16 protein-coding genes are annotated in these 18,943 nt (G+C 43.9%); 9 read left to right on the top strand and 7 right to left on the bottom strand.

Going from position 1 to position 18,943, the window contains the following annotated elements; genetic code table 11:
- Window positions 1-81: 81 nt before the first annotated feature.
- A complete protein-coding gene (locus ACO0K1_RS03130; protein WP_423022600.1) occupies window positions 82-882 on the bottom strand; it encodes a PP2C family protein-serine/threonine phosphatase in 801 nt (266 codons plus the stop codon).
- A 94-nt stretch (window positions 883-976) separates the two neighbouring features.
- Here ACO0K1_RS03130 and ACO0K1_RS03125 point away from each other — a divergent pair, with 94 nt between their 5' ends.
- Together ACO0K1_RS03125 and ACO0K1_RS03120 are read left to right on the top strand one after the other, a co-directional pair.
- Entirely contained in the window at window positions 977-1,177 is a 201-nt protein-coding gene (locus ACO0K1_RS03125) for a YdcH family protein (protein ID WP_423022598.1), read from the top strand.
- 39 nt (window positions 1,178-1,216) lie between these two features.
- On the top strand, window positions 1,217-3,235 hold the full coding sequence (locus ACO0K1_RS03120) for an ATP-dependent DNA helicase (RefSeq protein WP_423022596.1): 2,019 nt from the start codon (window positions 1,217-1,219) through the stop codon (window positions 3,233-3,235).
- A 144-nt stretch (window positions 3,236-3,379) separates the two neighbouring features.
- Here ACO0K1_RS03120 and ACO0K1_RS03115 read toward each other — a convergent pair whose 3' ends face one another.
- Together ACO0K1_RS03115 and ACO0K1_RS03110 are read right to left on the bottom strand one after the other, a co-directional pair.
- Complete coding sequence (locus tag ACO0K1_RS03115; RefSeq protein ID WP_423022594.1) at window positions 3,380-4,123, bottom strand: substrate-binding periplasmic protein; 744 nt, start codon at window positions 4,121-4,123, stop codon at window positions 3,380-3,382.
- 528 nt (window positions 4,124-4,651) lie between these two features.
- Entirely contained in the window at window positions 4,652-6,712 is a 2,061-nt protein-coding gene (locus tag ACO0K1_RS03110) for a M13 family metallopeptidase (protein WP_423022592.1), read from the bottom strand.
- A gap of 396 nt (window positions 6,713-7,108) precedes the next feature.
- Here ACO0K1_RS03110 and ACO0K1_RS03105 point away from each other — a divergent pair, with 396 nt between their 5' ends.
- Complete coding sequence (locus ACO0K1_RS03105) at window positions 7,109-7,501, top strand: hypothetical protein (protein ID WP_423022590.1); 393 nt, start codon at window positions 7,109-7,111, stop codon at window positions 7,499-7,501.
- 184 nt (window positions 7,502-7,685) lie between these two features.
- Here the strand turns inward: ACO0K1_RS03105 and ACO0K1_RS03100 are convergent, their stop codons facing one another.
- The 4 genes from ACO0K1_RS03100 to ACO0K1_RS03085 all read right to left on the bottom strand — a co-directional run bounded on the left by ACO0K1_RS03100 (window position 7,686) and on the right by ACO0K1_RS03085 (window position 12,248).
- Window positions 7,686-8,087: a hypothetical protein gene (locus ACO0K1_RS03100; RefSeq protein WP_423022588.1), complete on the bottom strand. Its 402-nt coding sequence runs from the start codon at window positions 8,085-8,087 to the stop codon at window positions 7,686-7,688.
- Window positions 8,088-8,163: 76 nt separating this feature from the next.
- Window positions 8,164-9,321, bottom strand: a complete 1,158-nt coding sequence (locus tag ACO0K1_RS03095) for a hypothetical protein (RefSeq protein WP_423022586.1) — start codon at window positions 9,319-9,321, stop codon at window positions 8,164-8,166.
- Window positions 9,322-9,561: 240 nt separating this feature from the next.
- Window positions 9,562-11,253, bottom strand: a complete 1,692-nt coding sequence (recJ, locus tag ACO0K1_RS03090; protein ID WP_423022584.1) for a single-stranded-DNA-specific exonuclease RecJ — start codon at window positions 11,251-11,253, stop codon at window positions 9,562-9,564.
- Window positions 11,253-12,248, bottom strand: coding sequence for a hypothetical protein (locus ACO0K1_RS03085; RefSeq protein ID WP_423022582.1), 996 nt, complete (start codon window positions 12,246-12,248; stop codon window positions 11,253-11,255). Before ACO0K1_RS03085 ends, recJ begins: the two co-directional genes overlap by 1 nt.
- Window positions 12,249-12,373: 125 nt before the next feature.
- Here ACO0K1_RS03085 and ACO0K1_RS03080 point away from each other — a divergent pair, with 125 nt between their 5' ends.
- The 6 genes from ACO0K1_RS03080 (at window position 12,374) to ACO0K1_RS03055 (ending at window position 18,942) form a co-directional block, all read left to right on the top strand.
- Window positions 12,374-12,589: a DUF6434 domain-containing protein gene (locus ACO0K1_RS03080; protein WP_423022580.1), complete on the top strand. Its 216-nt coding sequence runs from the start codon at window positions 12,374-12,376 to the stop codon at window positions 12,587-12,589.
- 235 nt (window positions 12,590-12,824) lie between these two features.
- The gene (locus ACO0K1_RS03075; RefSeq protein WP_423022578.1) at window positions 12,825-14,081 is read left to right on the top strand and encodes a lipoprotein-releasing ABC transporter permease subunit; all 1,257 of its coding nucleotides are present in this window, start codon (window positions 12,825-12,827) and stop codon (window positions 14,079-14,081) included.
- Window positions 14,074-14,805, top strand: a complete 732-nt coding sequence (gene lolD, locus ACO0K1_RS03070; RefSeq protein WP_423022576.1) for a lipoprotein-releasing ABC transporter ATP-binding protein LolD — start codon at window positions 14,074-14,076, stop codon at window positions 14,803-14,805. Before ACO0K1_RS03075 ends, lolD begins: the two co-directional genes overlap by 8 nt.
- Before the next feature lie 49 nt (window positions 14,806-14,854).
- Window positions 14,855-16,177 (top strand): hypothetical protein, encoded by a 1,323-nt coding sequence (locus ACO0K1_RS03065; protein WP_423022574.1) that lies wholly within the window; start codon window positions 14,855-14,857, stop codon window positions 16,175-16,177.
- Window positions 16,174-16,911 carry a polysaccharide deacetylase family protein gene (locus ACO0K1_RS03060; RefSeq protein WP_423022572.1) on the top strand — a complete coding sequence of 246 codons (738 nt, stop codon included), beginning with the start codon at window positions 16,174-16,176 and terminating at the stop codon, window positions 16,909-16,911. Before ACO0K1_RS03065 ends, ACO0K1_RS03060 begins: the two co-directional genes overlap by 4 nt.
- A gap of 144 nt (window positions 16,912-17,055) precedes the next feature.
- Window positions 17,056-18,942: an MFS transporter gene (locus ACO0K1_RS03055; RefSeq protein ID WP_423022570.1), complete on the top strand. Its 1,887-nt coding sequence runs from the start codon at window positions 17,056-17,058 to the stop codon at window positions 18,940-18,942.
- Window position 18,943: the final 1 nt, after the last annotated feature.

Genomic DNA, 18,943 nt, shown 5'->3' with positions numbered 1-18,943 from the left:
GCAAATTGTGTTTGACGTAACTTTACGTTTCACCCAGAAATTAAGGCCGGTTCCCGGCCTTATTTATTTGCTTTCTTAGGTTCAAATTGCACTGCGGATTTTTTGAACTGTGTAAGTTTTGACTTCTGTTGGTTGGTTGATGAGTTTGACGATTGCAAAAGTGCAATTGTCGCCTCTTGGATTGCCACGATCCCGTGCTTTCCTTATCAATAACTCTGACGCCTGACGTGGAGTGTTTGCGGCGACCGCTGCTGATAGCTCTGCATCGTCAAAATAGTGCCACAGTCCATCTGTGCACAATAAGAAACTATCTCCGACCTTTAAATTCTTGTGTTTTCCGAAGGTAATATAGGGCGTGGCATTTGTTGAGCCGAGAACATTAACCAAAATATTGGATAACTTGTGTGTTTTCGCTTCTTCGGGGAGAATTTTTCCCTCGTCGACTAATTTTTCTACATAAGAATGGTCTCGAGTTTTTTCCCCGAAATTGGGGCCAGTAAAGCGATATAGCCTTGAGTCACCAGCGTGTGCCCATATCGCCTCGTGCTGAGGTGTTAGCACCAGGGCAACAAAGGTGCTATGTGGTTCCTTCTCCGAGGAAACAGCGGTTAATTTAATGACGGTATGTGCTTCATTCAGGATATTTTCTAATAATGCCTGAACGTTATTTCCGGGGTAAAATTCATCAAATAGCTGCTTGCTAGTGCGTACAACCTGTTCGGCAGCAAGCGCTCCACCACTTTTTCCGCCCATTCCATCAGCGACGACAGCCATCATATAACCCGGCGCATGGGGTGCCGCGAAAAGTGCAACCCTATCTTGTTGTTCCTGTCGATCACCGATGTGTTGTCCGGTACCCGCTTCTATCTTATATTGGCTCATACGTCTTGGTAGATTACACTAGCGGAAAGTCGAATTTTTTTCGCTTTCCAAGATTTAATACTCACTGACACTATTTTACTTTAAGCTGAAGGCTATGAGCCAATTTGAACATGTACGACAACGCATTATTGAATTAGAAGTTGAGCATCGCGATCTTGATGTTGTCATCGATGCTTTGACGAAAGATCCTGATCATGATGAATTACAGCTGCGTCGTTTGAAAAAGCGAAAACTCCAGCTCAAGGATCATATCACTTTACTCAAAATTCAATTAACTCCTGATGTCCCGGCCTAAGCCACTTTTTCGAGTGAGAATTTTATTTGTTGTTAGTTATTGACTGTCGCCATTTTGATTGAAAATTCTACTAAAGAAGCATCTGTTAGCCTACACGATGCAGAAATTGACCATATTTTTGGACTTTCCGGTCCGTTAAGTGCAGCGATCGCTGGCTATCGTCCAAGAACCGCTCAGACGGAGATGGCAAAGGCAATTGCAAGTGCGATTGCCGGGCAAAGCACTTTACTAGCAGAGGCGGGAACTGGAACTGGCAAGACTTATGCCTATCTTGCTCCGGCATTGCTGTGGGGTGGGAAGGTGATCGTTTCGACAGGTACCAAAAATTTGCAGGATCAGTTGTTTTTGAGAGATATTCCCACCATTAAGAAGGTGTTGAAGGCACCCGTTTCGGTGGCGCTATTGAAAGGCCGATCCAATTATTTATGCCACTATCACCTTGAGCGAACCATGCAAAATGGTCGTTTGAGCTCCCGTGAAGATGTTGGTTATCTAAGAGATATTTCCCGATTTATTAAAACAACCAGCAGTGGTGATAAAGCTGAGCTTGCCAGAGTTCCTGAAACGGCAAGCGTTTGGAATCTTGTTACGTCGACAAAAGACACCTGTATGGGCTCCGAGTGCCAATACTACCAGGATTGTTTTGTGATGAAGGCGCGGAAAGAGGCGCAACAAGCGGATGTTGTTGTTGTTAATCACCATTTGTTTTTTGCTGACGTAGCGCTCAAAGATACAGGCATTGCAGAATTATTGCCGTCAGCAAATACAGTTATTTTTGACGAAGCACACCAGCTTCCTGAAACTGCAACGTTATTTTTTGGCGATACGGTGTCAACTTCACAAGTTCTTGAATTGTGCAGGGATACGTTGGCAGAAGGTCTATCGCACGCCAGGGATGGCGCAGAATGGGCGAAGATTGTTGCGCCTGTTGAGCGCGCCGCAAGAGACTTACGGCTCGCGTTTCCGCAAGATATCGTGCGTTTGTCAATCGATCAAATCGCGTCATCCAGTCCATTCTTTGAGGCATTGGAGGCGCTTAAATCAAGTTTGTCCGATATGGTGGCAGTGCTTGAAAAACAAGCGGAACGCGCCGAAACGCTGGAGCAATGTCGCGCTCGCGCAATTATCCTAAGTGACCAAATTGAAAGTTGGAATGCTGAACCCACCGGTAAGGAAAAAGACGGCGACTATGTTTTATGGGTCGAAGCTTTTTCAGTATCACTTCAGCTGCACAGAACGCCGCTATCTATCGCGCCCATCTTTAATAAGCAGAGAGAGGGTGTGCCAAGGGCGTGGATATTTACGTCCGCAACAATGGCAGTGAAAAATGATTTTACGCACTTTGTTTCGCAAATGGGTTTATGGAACGAACCTGCGCATACGTGGGCGAGTCCATTTAATTATCAAGAGCAAGGTTTTTTATACGTGCCTGAGGGAATGCCTGATCCAAACTCGAGAGATTATGCGGAGGCTGTCGTCAATGCTGCTTTGCCCGTTATCGCAGCGGCTGGAGGCAGAACGTTTCTTTTATGTACAACTTTAAAAGCAGTTAAATTCTCAGCAGAGCGATTAAAAGAAGAGTTTGAAAAACTGGGTTTAACCTTTCCCTTGTTCATACAGGGCGATGCCGGTAGGACCGAATTGTTGGATCGTTTTCGTGCATCTGGTAATGGCGTGTTGATTGGCAGTCAGAGTTTTTGGGAGGGGGTTGATGTGCGGGGAGAAGCGTTGTCGCTGGTTATTATTGATAAATTACCATTTTCACCGCCAGATGACCCAGTCCTTGCTGCCAGAATTTCCGCCATGGAAAAGAAAGGTATGAATGGTTTTGTGCATCACCAACTGCCGGAGGCAATTATTAATCTTAAGCAGGGGGCAGGTCGTTTAATTCGTGATGAAACTGATCGAGGTGTGCTCATGATATGTGATCCACGTCTTATATCTAAACCTTATGGTAAGCGTATCTGGCAAAGCTTGCCAAGTTTTGCCAGAACTCGCGTCGAAGCCGATGTTGTTGGTTTTTTTAAGCAAATTAAAAATGAACCTGTGATTGTTTGATGTTATGACGTTACTGCACAGTGCGATCTTTATGTGATCTTTATGTGATTATTTTGTTTTATTCTTCGAAACCAATCGCGTTCCATCAAAGCAATTAAGTGTTAATGTTAAGGGCAAGTCATGTACCCGTTTATCTTAGAATATTTAATGATCGACCAATAGTCGGGAACGGGTGCCATTTTTTTCTAAGTCATCATAGGCCCGAATTATTCGTTGAGTCACGCTCTTAGGGGTGGCTTTATTCGCAGCCAATTCTAGATTGAGGTGTAGGTTCAGAGGAAACGCGATTTCATAATTGGCGCAATCAGGTCGACAGATTGCTTTGAAATTATCAATCGATAACGGCAAAAGTTCTATTCGACCTATCTGTAATAATCTGATCCCATCTTTGTTATTGACAATATTTGTAAGTCCGCTCTGTTCGTGATGGCGGAAACCATTGTCGATTAAATATTGTTCCCTCGCATCGCCCTCAATCGCGCCTATCCGATATTTTTTGGCATCGTTTAAATTTTTTAACCGGATATCATTACGCGCTTTGAGCTTATAAAATTGATACTGATGGAAATGAATCAGCGTACCAAGCCATACGTACTTTGTTTCGCGTTCGCGCGTTCGTGCTAAAGGGAAAAATATCACCGGTTGATCAGCCTCAGCGGTATGCATGATTCCCGCCCAACTTAAAAGACGAATATCAGGGTCGTAGCCTGCGTGCCTCATTAACACACGGACGTAATCGGCGTAGGGGGATGATACTTTCTCATTCTCTAAATAAGCGAAAGGTAATGCGTCTTCTACATACACGACTATTTTTTCTGTATGAGATTGCGCATGCAAATTAGTGCAGACGCAAATCAAGAAAAAGACTAATAAATCACGTAAGTGCATGTTTAACCTTCTAATGAGCATTACAAGTAATGTGTGCAACGTCTTATATTGGAAAAACAGTCTCGTAGCCAGGTAAATATAATTTACACCACTTATATTGCTCGCAAATGACCTTAAGCATGGTGCTCCATCGTACGGTATTTCAAGAAAGTTATATTTGATAATGGCGTCAAATGAAATATCTGGGTACTTTTTTCTAAGGTATCGATAAATATTACTTAGGTGAAGTGTAGTATTTAAAACGTAGTTTCCAAGTTTAAATAATTCATTTAAGAATTTTTTATAGTTTCTTTAGATAATTGTAGATAACTTATAGCACTCAGGACAATCAGGTGAGCTGTTTGACTTGAGTAGTAGGGTGACTAGTCAATTGGGATCTGAATTGGTACCGAAATCTATTGGCAAAAAAAAGGTACGTAACGTTCGGTTACGTACCTTTTTTACGAAGCGCAGCACCAGTTCCTAAAAAAATAATCCAATAAACTTAATATTTCTAGTAAAAGCGGCTATCGGTTATGCAGGCTGACATCACCAGATTGAAACGCGATCTGCGGGAGGCAAGTACATTTTGCCGCCTTCTTTGACATCAAAAGCTTTGTAAAATGGTGTCATGTTTTGTAACGAGCCATTTGCCCGGAATTCGCCAGGTGAATGCGGATCAGTTTTTATACGAATAATGGCCTCTTGTTCACGCATTTTTCCACGCCAGACTTGAGCGAAACCCATAAAGAAGCGTTGGTCGCCTGTTAAGCCATTGATGACCGGTGCAGGTTTGCCTCCCAATGAGAGCTGGTAAGCTTTGTAAGCGATAGAAATGCCAGAATTATCCGCGATATTTTCGCCCAAGGTCAGTTCGCCATTGACGTTATAGCCTGGTACTGGACTAAAATTATTGTACTGTTTTACTAATGCTGCCGTTTTTGCAGCAAATTTTTCGTGATCTTCTTTCGTCCACCAATCGCGCAAATTGCCTAATCCATCATATTGCGCACCTTGGTCATCAAAACCGTGGCTAATTTCATGGCCGATAATTGCACCAATGCCACCGTAGTTAACGGCATCATCTGCTTTTGGATTGAAGAATGGTGCTTGCAAAATTGCCGCAGGGAAGACAATTTCATTCATTTCGGGATTGTAATAAGCATTGACAGTTTGCGGTGTCATTCCCCATTCGTCGCGATCAACTGGTTTGCCTAATTTGTTGAGTTCAGTTTTAGCTCCAAAAGTACGAATAGCCCGCAGATTGCCTACCGCATCACCTTTAACAATTTGCAAGGCTGCATAGTCTTTCCATTTGTTTGGATAGCCAATTTTTGGCATGAAAGTCGACAGTTTTGATAAGGCTTCTTTTTTCGTCTCTGGACTCATCCAATCCAACGTATCAACGCTCTTCTTATAGGCGAGCAGTAGATTGTTGACGAGCGTTTCCATTTTTGCTTTGCTTTCAGCTGGAAAGTATTTTTCTACATACATTTTCCCAAGGCTTTCACCCATGCCTGCATCGACCAGACGAACACCTCTTTTCCAGCGAATTTCTTGTTCAGGCACGCCACGTAAGGTTTTTCCAAAGAATGCAAAACTCTCTTCACTGAACTGTTTAGGCAACTGGCCTGCTGCAGATGACAATAAATTCCATTTGAAGTAAGCCTTCAAGGTCTCAATTGAGGTTTCAGCCAAGACTTTGTTCATCGCTGTCAAATAGCTAGGTTGGGCAAGAATCAGATAATCGACTTTCCCTTTCACTCCCAAGTCACCCAAATAGGCATTCCAATCGTAACCTGGCGTCACGTCGTTTAATTTGCTTAAATCGACTTTGTTGTAGGCTTTTATTGGGTCACGTAACTCAACTTTGGTCCATTGAACTTTTGCCAGTTCGGTTTCAAATGCCAGGATTGCCGCAGCATTTTTTCCTGCCTCCTTGTCGCCTGCCATGGAGAGCATTTTTTCAATGTGCTTGAGATACTTTTCGCGCGTATCTTTTAATTTTGCGTCGTCGTCTTTCAGGTAGTAGTCGCGATCCGGCAAACCCAGGCCTGATTGAGAAATATCCAGAACATACTTGGTTGAATCTTTATTGTCCTGGTGCACTGAAATATCGTATGGGACGGTGACGCTGTTCAGATTGAGCCAAGCCATTAAGGCTGGCAATTGCTTTTTATCGTTAAATGCATCGATTTTTGCAAAATCAGCCTGCATTGGTTTCAAACCTAAGGATTCAATGTGTTTGAGATCCATGAAGCTAGAGTACAGATCACTAATTTTTTGCGCATCAGTTCCATTCGCATTTTTTGTTTTTGAGAGACTCTCAATGATGGTATGCAAACGTGGAACAACAGCCTCGCGAAGGTCCATAAAGGCGCCAGCGGATGATCTATCCGAAGGAATTTGCGCAGTTTTGAGCCATCCGCCATTTACATGGCGATAAAAATCGTCCTGAGCCTTCACAGATTTATCGCCATATTGGCTGTCAATCCCAGAAAGCAACACTGCAGGAGCACTAGCTTTGGTTGGCTCTGCGGCATAAACATGGGCGGTGCTGGTCGTTCCAGCAATCATCAGCGCAATCGCGCTCAATACTGTAGCTTTCACTTGGTAGGGTCTCCTGAAGGTGAGTGACAGACGCTATGTGCGGGCATTCTTCGAAATGCTACAAAATGCCATACATAGCGATGAGGTCAAAGGTTCTCTTTGATTATGTAAATAATTTCTAAAAAATGTAGAAAACGTTTTTTGAGAATTTTCTCAGTATTCTCGTGCAAGCAAATTTGATAATCGCTTACCGACATTCAATTGACAGCTAATATGTTACTTTGGTTTCGTAAATGCTACAAATATTTTCATTTATAGGGATTTTCTTTGAGGTGTTATTTTTTTTATAATTATCACGTTTAAGTTATGCTGAAGAGAGCAAAATTTCAGATTGATTATCCTCCTAATGATTCTCCTTGTGCCGTCCTAGTGATTGCCCCAGGTGTCCGTTACGACATGGATCGCACTATATTTAAGTTAATGGCGCGATTTTTAATGATAAACGGCGTTGTGGTTGCGCGTTTCAACTGGGATTTTTATCTGAATGATTCAATCAACGGGCGACCATCTGAAACGCTCGATAACGAGAGCAGAGAAGTGCACGATCTGATTGAGTTTTTGCGAAAAGATGCCAGAATCGATGTCTCTAAAATGTTCATTTTAGGAAAGTCGTTTGGTTCGGTGGCGGCCTGGAAAACTTTTTCCATTGAGACATCTTTGCGAGGGGCGATTTTATTAACGCCGATTTGTAATGAAGGCGCAAACATTATCCCAATTGCACTTCAGAATCGCGCCCTGCCTTGCTCATCTCTGGCGATCTTGATCCCCACGCAAAGCTTGAAAGCCTGAATGAATTGGCTGCTACATTCAAAAATGATGCCCACATTTACGTCGTGCCAGGTAACCACGGTCTGGAAGACAAGTATGGGAAGGACATCAGTGAGCATCAACAAGAAGCAGACTATTTCGAGCAAAGAATCGCTGGGATCAATCAAGTGATCGTATCTTGGATGCGGACGAATTTTCTTTAAGATTACGGTACGGTCAGCAATACTTTGACGGAGCTATCAACTGATGCTTTATCGATATAAGCCAAGGCAGTTGGTTCTGCTGCAACTGCCTTTTTAATTGCTGCGTCGTTTGAAAACTCTTTTGGTGGAGAGCCTTTTCCCGAAAAACTAGCTTTAGCCCAGATGGCCTCAACTTGTGAAGGCGATTTCTTGATAACCTTTTCGTAGAACTCTTTATGCAGAGAAGAATCTTTTGCGTGATCTAAAGGTGTAAAGATGGTTGATCCGCCGAGAAAAAATTGGGCTACTTGATCGGGTAGCATGCGGGTAGCAGGATTAGCGGGATTGGTAACAACGACAATTTCAGCCAGAGCGGGCAGTGAATTCAAAGATAATGCAAGTATTATAAGTAGTCGCGTTTTCATCACAGTTCCTTAATTACCAATTGTTGGACAAGCCTGAGACCGTTAAAAATATCTTTAATGGTAGTGATTCGGGCTATTAAAACAGTCGATCGTAAGCTATGCGGAAGACTTTCACGTTGCCACCATAGTTATTGGTTACATCCAGATGTTTGTCTAACTGCACCTTGATTGCACTCTTGGCGTCAATGTCGTATCTCAAGGTTGCAGATGTGCGTTTATATGACTGAGGCTGGTACTGTGAGAGGTCAGTGGAAGTTTCCCGGTAGCTGGCGTAATTGATGAATGGGGTCCATGCGCCATAGTGGTAACCTGCACCAACTGTATAAGCTGGTGCGGTTATTTTATATCCGGCTGACTCAAAATTTCTTGAAAGTTGTGTCAATTCAGTTAAGAAAAACCAATCATCCAAATCGAGATTAGCGGCGACGCCGAAGGCCTTTAGTTTTGCTGTGCTGTTAATCGAATTTAAGGCGTTAATGACCAAGACATCTGCTTGCACGTATACCGCGCGCAATGTGAGCGGCCCGCGATCAAGTTCTGCATCAGCGCCAAGTATATTGCTCCAAGTGACATTGGTTTGCCCGGTGTAGCCTAGTTTTTCGTACAAAGAATCGTTAACCTTTTCTCTGCCGCCGAATGCGCTGAAAGATAAATTATTTTCGCCAAAATTTGTACGATAACGGACGCTGGCGCCGTTGTAATTGGTCGCTTCCCAGCCATACAGTTCAGGTGGTGGACTTACCCAGGGGTAGGCGACCCCGATATCTTGAAAATCCGAGTAAAAATAGAGTGGAATACGTTTTCGTCCAGCTTGAACTTCCCACTCATTATTCAACTTGTAGCTGGCATACGCCCACTGAATATTTGGTGTTGAGTCTGCGCCGCGGACAACAACTTGTCCTGTTAAATTAAAATCTTTATTGATGTTATAGTTGACTTGAATTCCGGCCCGAGATTCGGGTTGTAAGGAAAAGCCACTGTTATAAACACCAGCATTCGTCCAGTCCGCCGTATAGCAGGGACAATTTGTGCCGTTAATTGTCGTGTTACCGGCATAGTTGGCGGGAATTTCACCATTAAAAGTTCGTCCGCCAACAACTGACAAAAAGCCGCTCAACTTGAAATTTGAGGTGGCATCTGTCTCCTCTGCCTTGGCCGAGGTCACGAATAAACTAACGCTACTGATAAGATACGCAAACAGTTTGCGCTGTAACTGGATTTTGACGCGAGTCATGATGCAATCCTTTAGATAATTAGCCAAATGGGTTTGACGTAGAAGCAGTGCTGTGAAGCTGTTTCGGAAATCTAAGGTGCTAAGGCGTGTAAATAAGACAATCAGCAATTAACGATGAAATTTATACCAAATAGAGTTCACGTTGTCCTAGGAAAAGTCTACGCTAAAGGCTGAAAAATTGCTTTAAATAATGAAAAATGGTTGCGTAGCTGCAACCATTTTTCATTTTGGCAATGATGATTAAACATCAATATGTTCGATCATTAACTGAACTTTTGTTACGCCATTGTATTCATTGGCATCTAGTCGGAATGCCACATTGGCACGTTCCCCCAATGTCTCAGTATGACCAAACCAGATGCCATCATAACGTACACCGTTTTTTTCGAGAACGAGTTTTAGGTGGCGTTCTTTGAGAATACGTTGTGACACTACTTTGAATTCATCCCAAAATATCGGCGGAGGAAATCCCTGTCCCCAGACCTGGTCGTCCAGCAACTGTATGAAGTCAGTTGTGAAATAGGCTTCTTCGAGTTTTCCATCTGTATCTATTATGCGTTCTAATTGCTCTTTGGCGAGCCACTGCTTGCCGACGGCCTCGAAAGCAGCTTGAAATGTTGATAAATCATCAATTTTTAGCGTCAAGCCGGCCGCCATCGCATGACCACCAAATTTTTGTATCAGACCAGGGACTTTTTTTGAAACCAAATCGAGAGCATCGCGTAAATGGAAACCGGGAATCGATCTACCCGACCCTTTGATTAGCCCATCGTCGCCTGGAGCGAAGGTAATCGTTGGTCGATAAAATTTGTCTTTCAACCTGGATGCCACAATTCCAATGACACCTTGATGCCAATTTTCGTCAAATACCGTGATGGTATGATTGGCATTTGGTTCAAATGAATCCAAATGAAGTAGCGCGACATCTTGCATTTCACGCTCAATGTCTTTGCGATCAGCGTTGATGGCATTGAGTTCTTGTGCAATGTGCCAGGCGAGGGCGTCATCATCAGTGATCAGACATTCTATCCCTAACGCCATATCAGCAAGCCTTCCAGCTGCATTGAGTCGAGGCCCCAACGCAAAACCCAGGTCAAACGGCGCAGCACTTCGTGGCTCACGCCCTGAAACTCTATACAATGCGGCTATTCCGGGGCACATACGTCCAAGGCGAATGCGCTTTAGGCCTTGCGCAACCAAAATTCGATTATTCGTATCTAGCCGGACGACGTCCGCCACTGTCCCTAATGCAACTAAATCAAGTAGTGAATCAAGTTTGGGTTGCGAGTGCTGATCAAATCTACCGCGCCGCCTCATTTCTGCTCTCAATGCCAGTAGGACGTAAAAAATCACGCCGACACCAGCCAGATTTTTGCTCAAAAACTGACAATCAGGCTGGTTAGGATTAATGATGACTGCTGCATCTGGCAGACAGTCACCTGGCAAATGATGATCGGTAACAACGACTTGAATTCCCTGCGCCGCAGCAGCGGCAACACCTTCGACGCTGGCGATGCCATTGTCGACCGTGATAATGATATCTGGCGATTTTTCTTTGATTGTGAGAGCGACAATTTCTGGCGTTAATCCGTAACCGTATTCAAATCGATTTGGAACAATGTAATCAACAATTGCACCTAACATCCGAAATCCGCGAATGCCTACCGCGCATGCCGTTGCTCCGTCACAATCATAATCAGCAACGATAATGAGTCTTTTTTTTTGTTCTATCGCATCTGCCAAAAAAATCGCTGCTCTATCGAGTTGATGTAATCCAGAGGGGGACAACAACGACGATAAGTCTGTATTTAAATCATTGTTGTTGACCGCGCCCCGTCCGGCATATAGGCGTGCTAAAACCGGATGGATTCCATTACGCTTCAATGCTTCCGTTTCGTGCGGGTTAACTTGACGTACTGCGATCCGAGTCATTATGTATGGAGAGTAAAAAGTTTGTTTAACGAAGGTTTGATCCAAAATTGACGTAACGACCAAGGTGTTATCGTAAATTGCGATACCTGTTTTGCATCGCTGCAGATCAGGTTGATCTGTTCTAATTGCTTGTTCTTCAAGGCTTTAATTAAGGGGGCAAACCATTCATTCTCTAGTCCGTGAATCTGTTCGAGCCAATGTCCCCAATCACTGTTTAATGCAGCACTGGTAAGCGTATCGACAATGGCTGCCGTATTTTGTTGGTCAGAAGGCAGTGTCAATAAATCCGTCAGGCTTTTATTTACAAGGCTAGATCGAGATGTCGCCATCAATTTGTCTGCACCACCTGAGATCCAGACAGAATTGATGGGATTTGAACCCTTCAATTCACGTTCTTGGTTGACTGGATGTGAAAACCACAGCATTTGAATCTCGTTTTGCAATTTTCGCCACGCGCGTGCTTGCTCTCCTTGTGCCATCCAAATTTCGATATTGTGACCACAAGCAGCGTCTGGCGTGGCTGTTTTTAAGCCTGCCCATGCATCCGCTCGTAAGAACCACGTAGTCAAATCTCCATAAATTAATTCGAGTTGAAATTCATTGCAAATATCCTTCGCAGCTTCAAACAATCGCTGCGCTTCTTCCTCTTTTAGTTGAAGGCGACGTGGGTCTAGTAAGACTAAATAGTCACTGGCAAAGTGAATATGAACTGGTTGCAATGTGAACCAGAAGCCCACTTGCGGAGCAATCCTATGTTCTTGCATCTTATTCCAGGTATTTGCTGGACTGGTTGAGAAGTCACCTTCATTTACTTTATTCGCGAGCCAATATTCATGCGGCAGTGCTTTGGAGAAATCGTCCACCGTCATGATTTTTGATCGTTTCGACGAGGCGACTAATGTGGCCAATGCAGGTGTGCGCATGGCTTTGAGCAAGTCTTTCTCCAATCCAACGGGAGGAATACTAAATGGCAAAATGAGTTCTAAATTTTTCATAAGCACCATTGTAGGGCAAACGAATCCGCAGTGGTGATGTCATACTATTTCTGAAAGTTTGTGATTTGGAAATTATTTCTAAATTTAAGATTAACAACATGGCGTGTCTGCGAGAGGAATAAAGTATGCGTTTCGATTGGCATGGTGGGACTATCACACGAGAAACAATGGTTGATGATCATTATCGGAATACCCAAAATGTAAGGCGATTCTTGAGAAAGTCGTGCGGCGAGAACTTTAAGTTTGACCGCTTTTTCATGACATGGATACGAAATGGAACTGTCAAAACCATGGGTGACGTTGCAGACGAGTGGGTGCGGACACATCTCCGACGTAATTAAATATTGTTGAACCTAACTTTATTTCGTTTCTCTAACCGGTTTGATGTCAATGCAGATTGATTTTGAACATCCGTAAGTGATTGATTTTTAAAGTTTCTTCGTTTTTTTGTATAGCTTGTTTTAATGCTTCAAGATGACAAGCTAAGCATATGATTTCATTGAATAAATGACTATCAGAAACGACTTTTGTATGGCAAACTGCTGGCTGCCTTGATTTTTTGAAACGAAATTTGCAGTGAAAAATATCTCTTTTGAATGGCTGGTCGGTTTGCGCTACACCCGTGCAGGTCGTCGCAGTGGCCGCAATAGCTTCATCTCCTTCATCTCAATGATTTCGATGGCAGGTATTGCATTAGGTGTCGCCGCTTTAATTATTGTTTTGTCGGTGATGAATGGATTTCAAAAAGAGGTGAGGGATAGGATGTTGTCGGTGCTGGCGCATATCGAAGTGTTTGATGCGGGCGGTGCTATCCCTGATTGGCAAGCGACGGCTCTCCAAGCGCAGAAAAATCCCGCGGTGATCGCATCCGCACCGTACGTGGACGGACAGGCGATGATAATAGGCGGCGATGTTATGCGCGGTGTTATCTTGCGCGGCGTGCTGCCAGCTCAGGAATCGAAAGTGTCCGAAGTGGCGGATAAGATGAAAGCTGGTAAATGGGCGGATCTGAAGGCGGGCGAATTTAATATTATTTTAGGTTCAGCATTAGCTGCCGCTCTCCATGTGGACATTGGAGACAAAATACGACTGGCGGCACCTGATGGTCAAATGACACCAGCAGGCATGTTGCCGCGTATCAAGGCCTTTACTGTCGTTGGCATTTTTGAGGCTGGACATTATGAATATGACTCTGGGATGGCCTTTTTGCAAATCGACGATGCACAGAAGTTTTTTAGATTAGGTTCGCCGTCTGGATTACGACTAAAAATTAAAGATATGCTGAAAGCGCCTCAGGTTTCTCTGGAGTTGTCTCGCACGCTTACCGGTGATTTATTGATCAGAGACTGGACGAAGCAAAATAGAAATTATTTTGCCGCGGTCAAAACCGAGAAGACGATGATGTCTATTTTTTTGACGTTGATTGTTGCTGTTGCTGCATTTAATCTTGTTTCGACTTTGGTGATGACGGTGACAGATAAACAGGCTGATATCGCCATATTACGCACTTTAGGTGCGTCTCCTGCTTCAATCATGAAGATATTTATGATACAGGGTGGGATTGTCAGTTTAGTCGGCACCGCAGTGGGCGTTGGGTTCGGTGTGCTGGTTTCTTTGAATATAGATGTGATTGTGCCGTTTATTGAACACATGCTCAGAGTTGATTTATTGCCCCGAGACTTATATTTCATCAGTGCTTTGCCATCCGATTTACGTTGGCCTGAAGTGTTCCAAATTAGTGCAATGGCGGTCGTATTGGCCTTTTTAGCGACGATTTATCCGAGTTGGCATGCTGCGCGGGTTAAACCAGCGGAGGCTTTACGCTATGAGTAATTTTCAAGAACGTAACGATGATTTGGTTTTAAGTTGCTCTAATCTGGGCAAGACATTTAATGAAGGAGTTGAGGCCGTTCAGGTTCTTAACGATATCAATTTAAGTGTGCTTGCTGGTGAGCGGATCGCTATTATTGGTGCTTCGGGGTCAGGTAAATCAACTTTGCTTCATTTGCTCGGTGGGTTGGATACACCAAGTACAGGGACGGTGAGTTTGTTAGGAGAAAATTTGGCCGTCATGAGCGAATCTGTGCGTGGTGTTATGCGCAATCGCTCTTTGGGTTTTGTTTATCAGTTTCATCATCTTTTGCCAGAATTTTCTGCGCTAGATAATGTCGCTATGCCATTAATGATCCGGCGCATGGCTCGATATGAGGCGCAACAACAAGCATTAGCAGTCTTAAACAGGGTAGGCTTGGGTCATAGAGTTAAACATGTACCAGGTGAATTATCCGGTGGGGAAAGGCAACGAGTAGCCTTAGCGCGCGCTTTAGTCACACAGCCAGCGTGCGTCTTGGCTGATGAGCCTACGGGGAACCTCGATGGAGGAACAGCCAACCAAGTATTCGACCTGATGTTAGAGCTTTCTCAAAATTCAGGCACGGCATTTGTCATTGTTACCCACGATGCTGAATTAGCCAAACGATGTGATCGCGTTTATCGACTTACTTCGCAAGGCCTCATTGCGCAACCGAACCCAACTCCCTTAGTTTCTGCAGACTAGGATCGTACCGATGATTTCATTTCAAACTTATATTGTTTGTTGCAAACAAGTGAAATTTAAACAGAGCATTGTATTGTTATGTGGTGTATTGATTAGTTTGAGCGTTCATGCCACTAATGATTTGGTGTTGCAAATAGAGACGTCGCTAAGTCAAAATAGTAATCCGTTCCGTTTTTATAATGGTCAGACAGATGGCGCGCAAGTGATTTCGCATCAAAAAGATACTGTCGAAGGAGTAGATCTGCGTGCCGGCGTCATTATTCCCGTTTTATCGGAAGATACTCGATTAGTACTGACTGGATCGCTAGGTGACCGACGTTATTTGGAAGATACAACGCTGAATCATTTGCAAGGTGGTGCTGACGCAAGTTTCGAATGGGTAGCCAGTAAGGTGTTAAGCGGTCGGATCTACGCCGGAGATGGTCAGCATTTATTTAATTATATTAACGGTAGCTTGACTCAAAAAGATATTGAACATGATAAAAGCGCTGGCGTAGACGTTAATGTCAAAATCACTGATAGTTGGTGGTTGATGCCAAAATTACTTTTTAACCAGTTATCTTATGATCTTCCGATCAACCAACTGTACAACTTTAAGCAGAACGGTCGACAGTTAGGTCTGCGTTATATGTCGCCTACTGGTTCAAGTATTGAGGGTGGTGCGCGATACTCAACCACTGATTTTACTGATCGCAGTCCGTCGCAGATTGCACTGTATGATCTCCCGTACATTGGTAGTACATTCAAACCAGAATACGATACGCAATACAAAGAAACCGAGCTATATTTCGATGCTGAGTGGCAATACAGTATAAAGACATCGACAAGTGCGCATTTGGGAATGGTGCGCCGCAGATACAGTACCTTTAGTAATCTCGATACTAATCTATCAAACGTGACCGTGAAAACGACGTATCGCTATTCGCCCCAACTACGCCTTGATTTGCAGGTCTATGACCAACCTTTTTCTATCGTTGACCCAAGCATTTTGTACGTTGTAAGTAAAGGGTTGCGTGTCGATGGATTGTGGCTTTATTCAGATAAATTACAGTTCAATGCCTCCGCATTGTTGCAAAATAGCTCGCAGGTTTATATTCCTGGCGTTCCATCGCTTAATGGAAATGCTGATCGGGTTGATCGGATGAGACGTATCGGATTGGGTGCAAGCTATCAGTTAGATCGCGGATTACGCTTATTTGTCGATAGTTTTCTTGAGCGAAATCGCGGCGATGTTGCAACCTTGAATGTTAATCAATCAGTTATTAAACTTGGGTTTGAATATACCTTTGAGAATATTTCGGGCAGTGCCGCACGAATGAATTTGCAGCGTTATCAGGACTACTTAAGTTCGATACCTGGAATAACAAAATGATCTCTTATTATAAGAAACTTAGCCGCTTTGCCGCGCGTCATATGGCGAAACGCTGGCTTCCTTTAAATAAGAATCAGGGCGTCGTCAGTTTTTCATTTGATGATGTTCCTGCGAGTGCATGTCAACTTGGGGCAGCATTGTTGGAGCGTTACGATGCCAGAGGTACGTATTATGTTTGCGGCGGTCTCACTGACGGTGTAGAGCAAGGGCAGCAATGTCATAGCGTAGAAGATTTAAGGCGTTTGATTGAGCGCGGTCATGAAATTGGCTGCCACACGTTTTCTCACACCAATTGTGCCGAGGAAAGTGTAGATTTTGTGACGAAAGATTGGCGCCGTAATCGTGATTTTTTTAAGCAACATCAATTGTCTATTTCTGGCTTTGCCTTTCCGTTTGGCGCTTACGACTTACCCTCCAAAGTCGCCGCTTCCCGTGTTTTTTCGTATAACCGAATCACTGGCGGTGGAACGCAAATTGCACGAGCTGATTTGCATGCGCTCGGCGCACAATCGCTTTATTCAAATACGACGACTGCGGATACGATTCTGGAATTGATTCAACAAACAGCGAATGAAGGCGGGTGGCTCATTCTTTATTCGCATGAAGTGAGCGCCACGCCTGGACCTTGGGGCACGACACCAGAGCAATTAGAGTTGGCTTTGCGTTTGGCGAGGCAACATTCATGCAAAATCCTGCCTGTCAATAAAGCAATCGATTTTTTTAGAACTGAGTAGTCATTGGTGTTGGCTGTATCTTCGCCGTCACGTTTAGCTGAAAGTGACTCCATCTGTGGCCATTGTTGCATTTAACTTAATTGATTATCCGAATATTAAGTTAGAATTTAATCCACTTTTTGCATCGATTTGATTAGGAATACCATGAGTCAACAAAGCCAGTTTGCACTGCTGACACAACGTCGCTTCGCCCCTTTTTTTTGGACACAATTTTTAGGCGCTTTCAACGACAACGTTTTTAAGACCGCATTGCTGACGATATTAACGTTTGACGCTTTAAATTGGACCACGTTGGACGTTGGTTTGTTGAATCAATTAATTCCTGGCCTGTTTATTTTGCCTTTTGTGCTGTTTTCTGCAACTTCTGGACAATTAGCAGATAAATTGGAAAAAGGCAGCATGGCACGTAAAGTGAAATTGCTTGAGATCTTTATCATGTGCTTGGCTGCCTACGGGTGGATGACACACAATCTTTGGGTATTGATTGCTGGCATTGGTGGAATGGGGATCCACTCTACAATTTTCGGACCGGTTAAATATGCTTACCTGCCGCAGCATTTGTCTACCGATGAGCTGATTGGTGGCAACGGCCTCATTGAAATGGGAACATTCGTCGGTATTTTGATGGGTGAAATTTTAGGCGCGATGCTTGTCGTTCACCAACCTTGGGGTATCGAGTTGGTCGCCTTTGGTACTATCGCGATTGCAGTCCTTGGATATCTGACAAGCTTGAGAATTCCGTATTCACCCGCACCAGCCCCAGATTTGGCGATTAACTTAAATCCAGTTAGCGAGACCATTCGCAACATCGCTTTTAGTAAGCAAAATCGTCCGGTGTTTTTATCTTTATTGGGTAATTCATGGTTTTGGTTTTACGGCGCGATCGTGCTTGCTCAATTCCCACTTTATGCGAAAAATTACTTGCACGGCGACCATGGTGTATTCGTTTTGTTGTTGACGGTTTTTTCCTTTGGAAGTGGATCAGGTTCGTTATTGTGTGAACGATTATCTGGACATAAAGTGGAGATTGGCCTCGTGCCTTTTGGTGCAATTGGACTTTCTGTGTTTGGCCTGGAGTTATATTTTGCTAGTACTGCTTACACAAACACGGGCGCAGTGGATCTCTTGCGCTTCATAGAGCAAACAGGAAGTCTGCGCATTTTGTTCGACATCTTGATGCTGGGTATTTTTGGTGGCTTGTATATTGTGCCTTTGTTTGCGGTGATTCAAACACGTTGTGACCCGCAACATTTGTCACGCACGATCGCTGGCATGAATATTCTCAATGCTTTGTTCATGGTTGTGGCATCTTTAACTGCCTCGGCCATGTTAGTAAAAGGCTTTACGATTCCCCAAATTTTTATGGCCACCGCAATCTTAAATGCGATCGTAGCAATTTATATTTTCAGCCTTGTGCCAGAATTTTTAATGCGCTTCATTGCATGGCTGTTAATTCAAACTGTATATAAAGTAAAAACTGTTAATACGTCGATTATCCCTGAGCAAGGCGCAGGTGTTTTGGTCTGCAACCACGTTAGCTATATGGATGCGATTGTCATTATGGCTTGTAGCCCACGTCCAATCAGATTCGTGATGGATCATCGTATTTTCAAAATTCCATTTTTGTCGTGGGTTTTCCGAACTGCCAAAGCGATTCCGATTGCGCCGGCAAAAGAAGATCCTTGGGTGATGGAGAAAGCCTATGTTGACATCGCTCAGGCTCTTCATGAGGGTGAGTTGTTATGTATTTTTCCAGAAGGGAAACTTACCAATAACGGTGACATGAATGAGTTTAAGGGGGGCATTATGAAAATATTGGAACGCTCCCCGGTACCCGTTTATCCAATGGCGTTGCGTGGCCTCTGGGGAAGTAGTTTTTCTCGTGGGCGGGGAAATCCTTTTGAGCGAGCATTCCGCCAGGGCCCATTTTCTAAATTGGAGTTGGTGGTGGGTGACGTCATGACGCCACAGCAAGTAACACCGCTTGTTTTGCAGGAAAAAGTGAAAGAATTGCGCGGCGACTGGAGATAAA

The sequence above is a fragment of the Undibacterium sp. SXout20W genome (assembly GCF_049340285.1).
In the GTDB taxonomy this organism is placed as follows: Bacteria; Pseudomonadota; Gammaproteobacteria; order Burkholderiales; family Burkholderiaceae_D; genus Undibacterium.
Note: the sequence above shows the minus strand (reverse complement) of the source record. Positions and strands in the feature narration are given on the sequence as shown.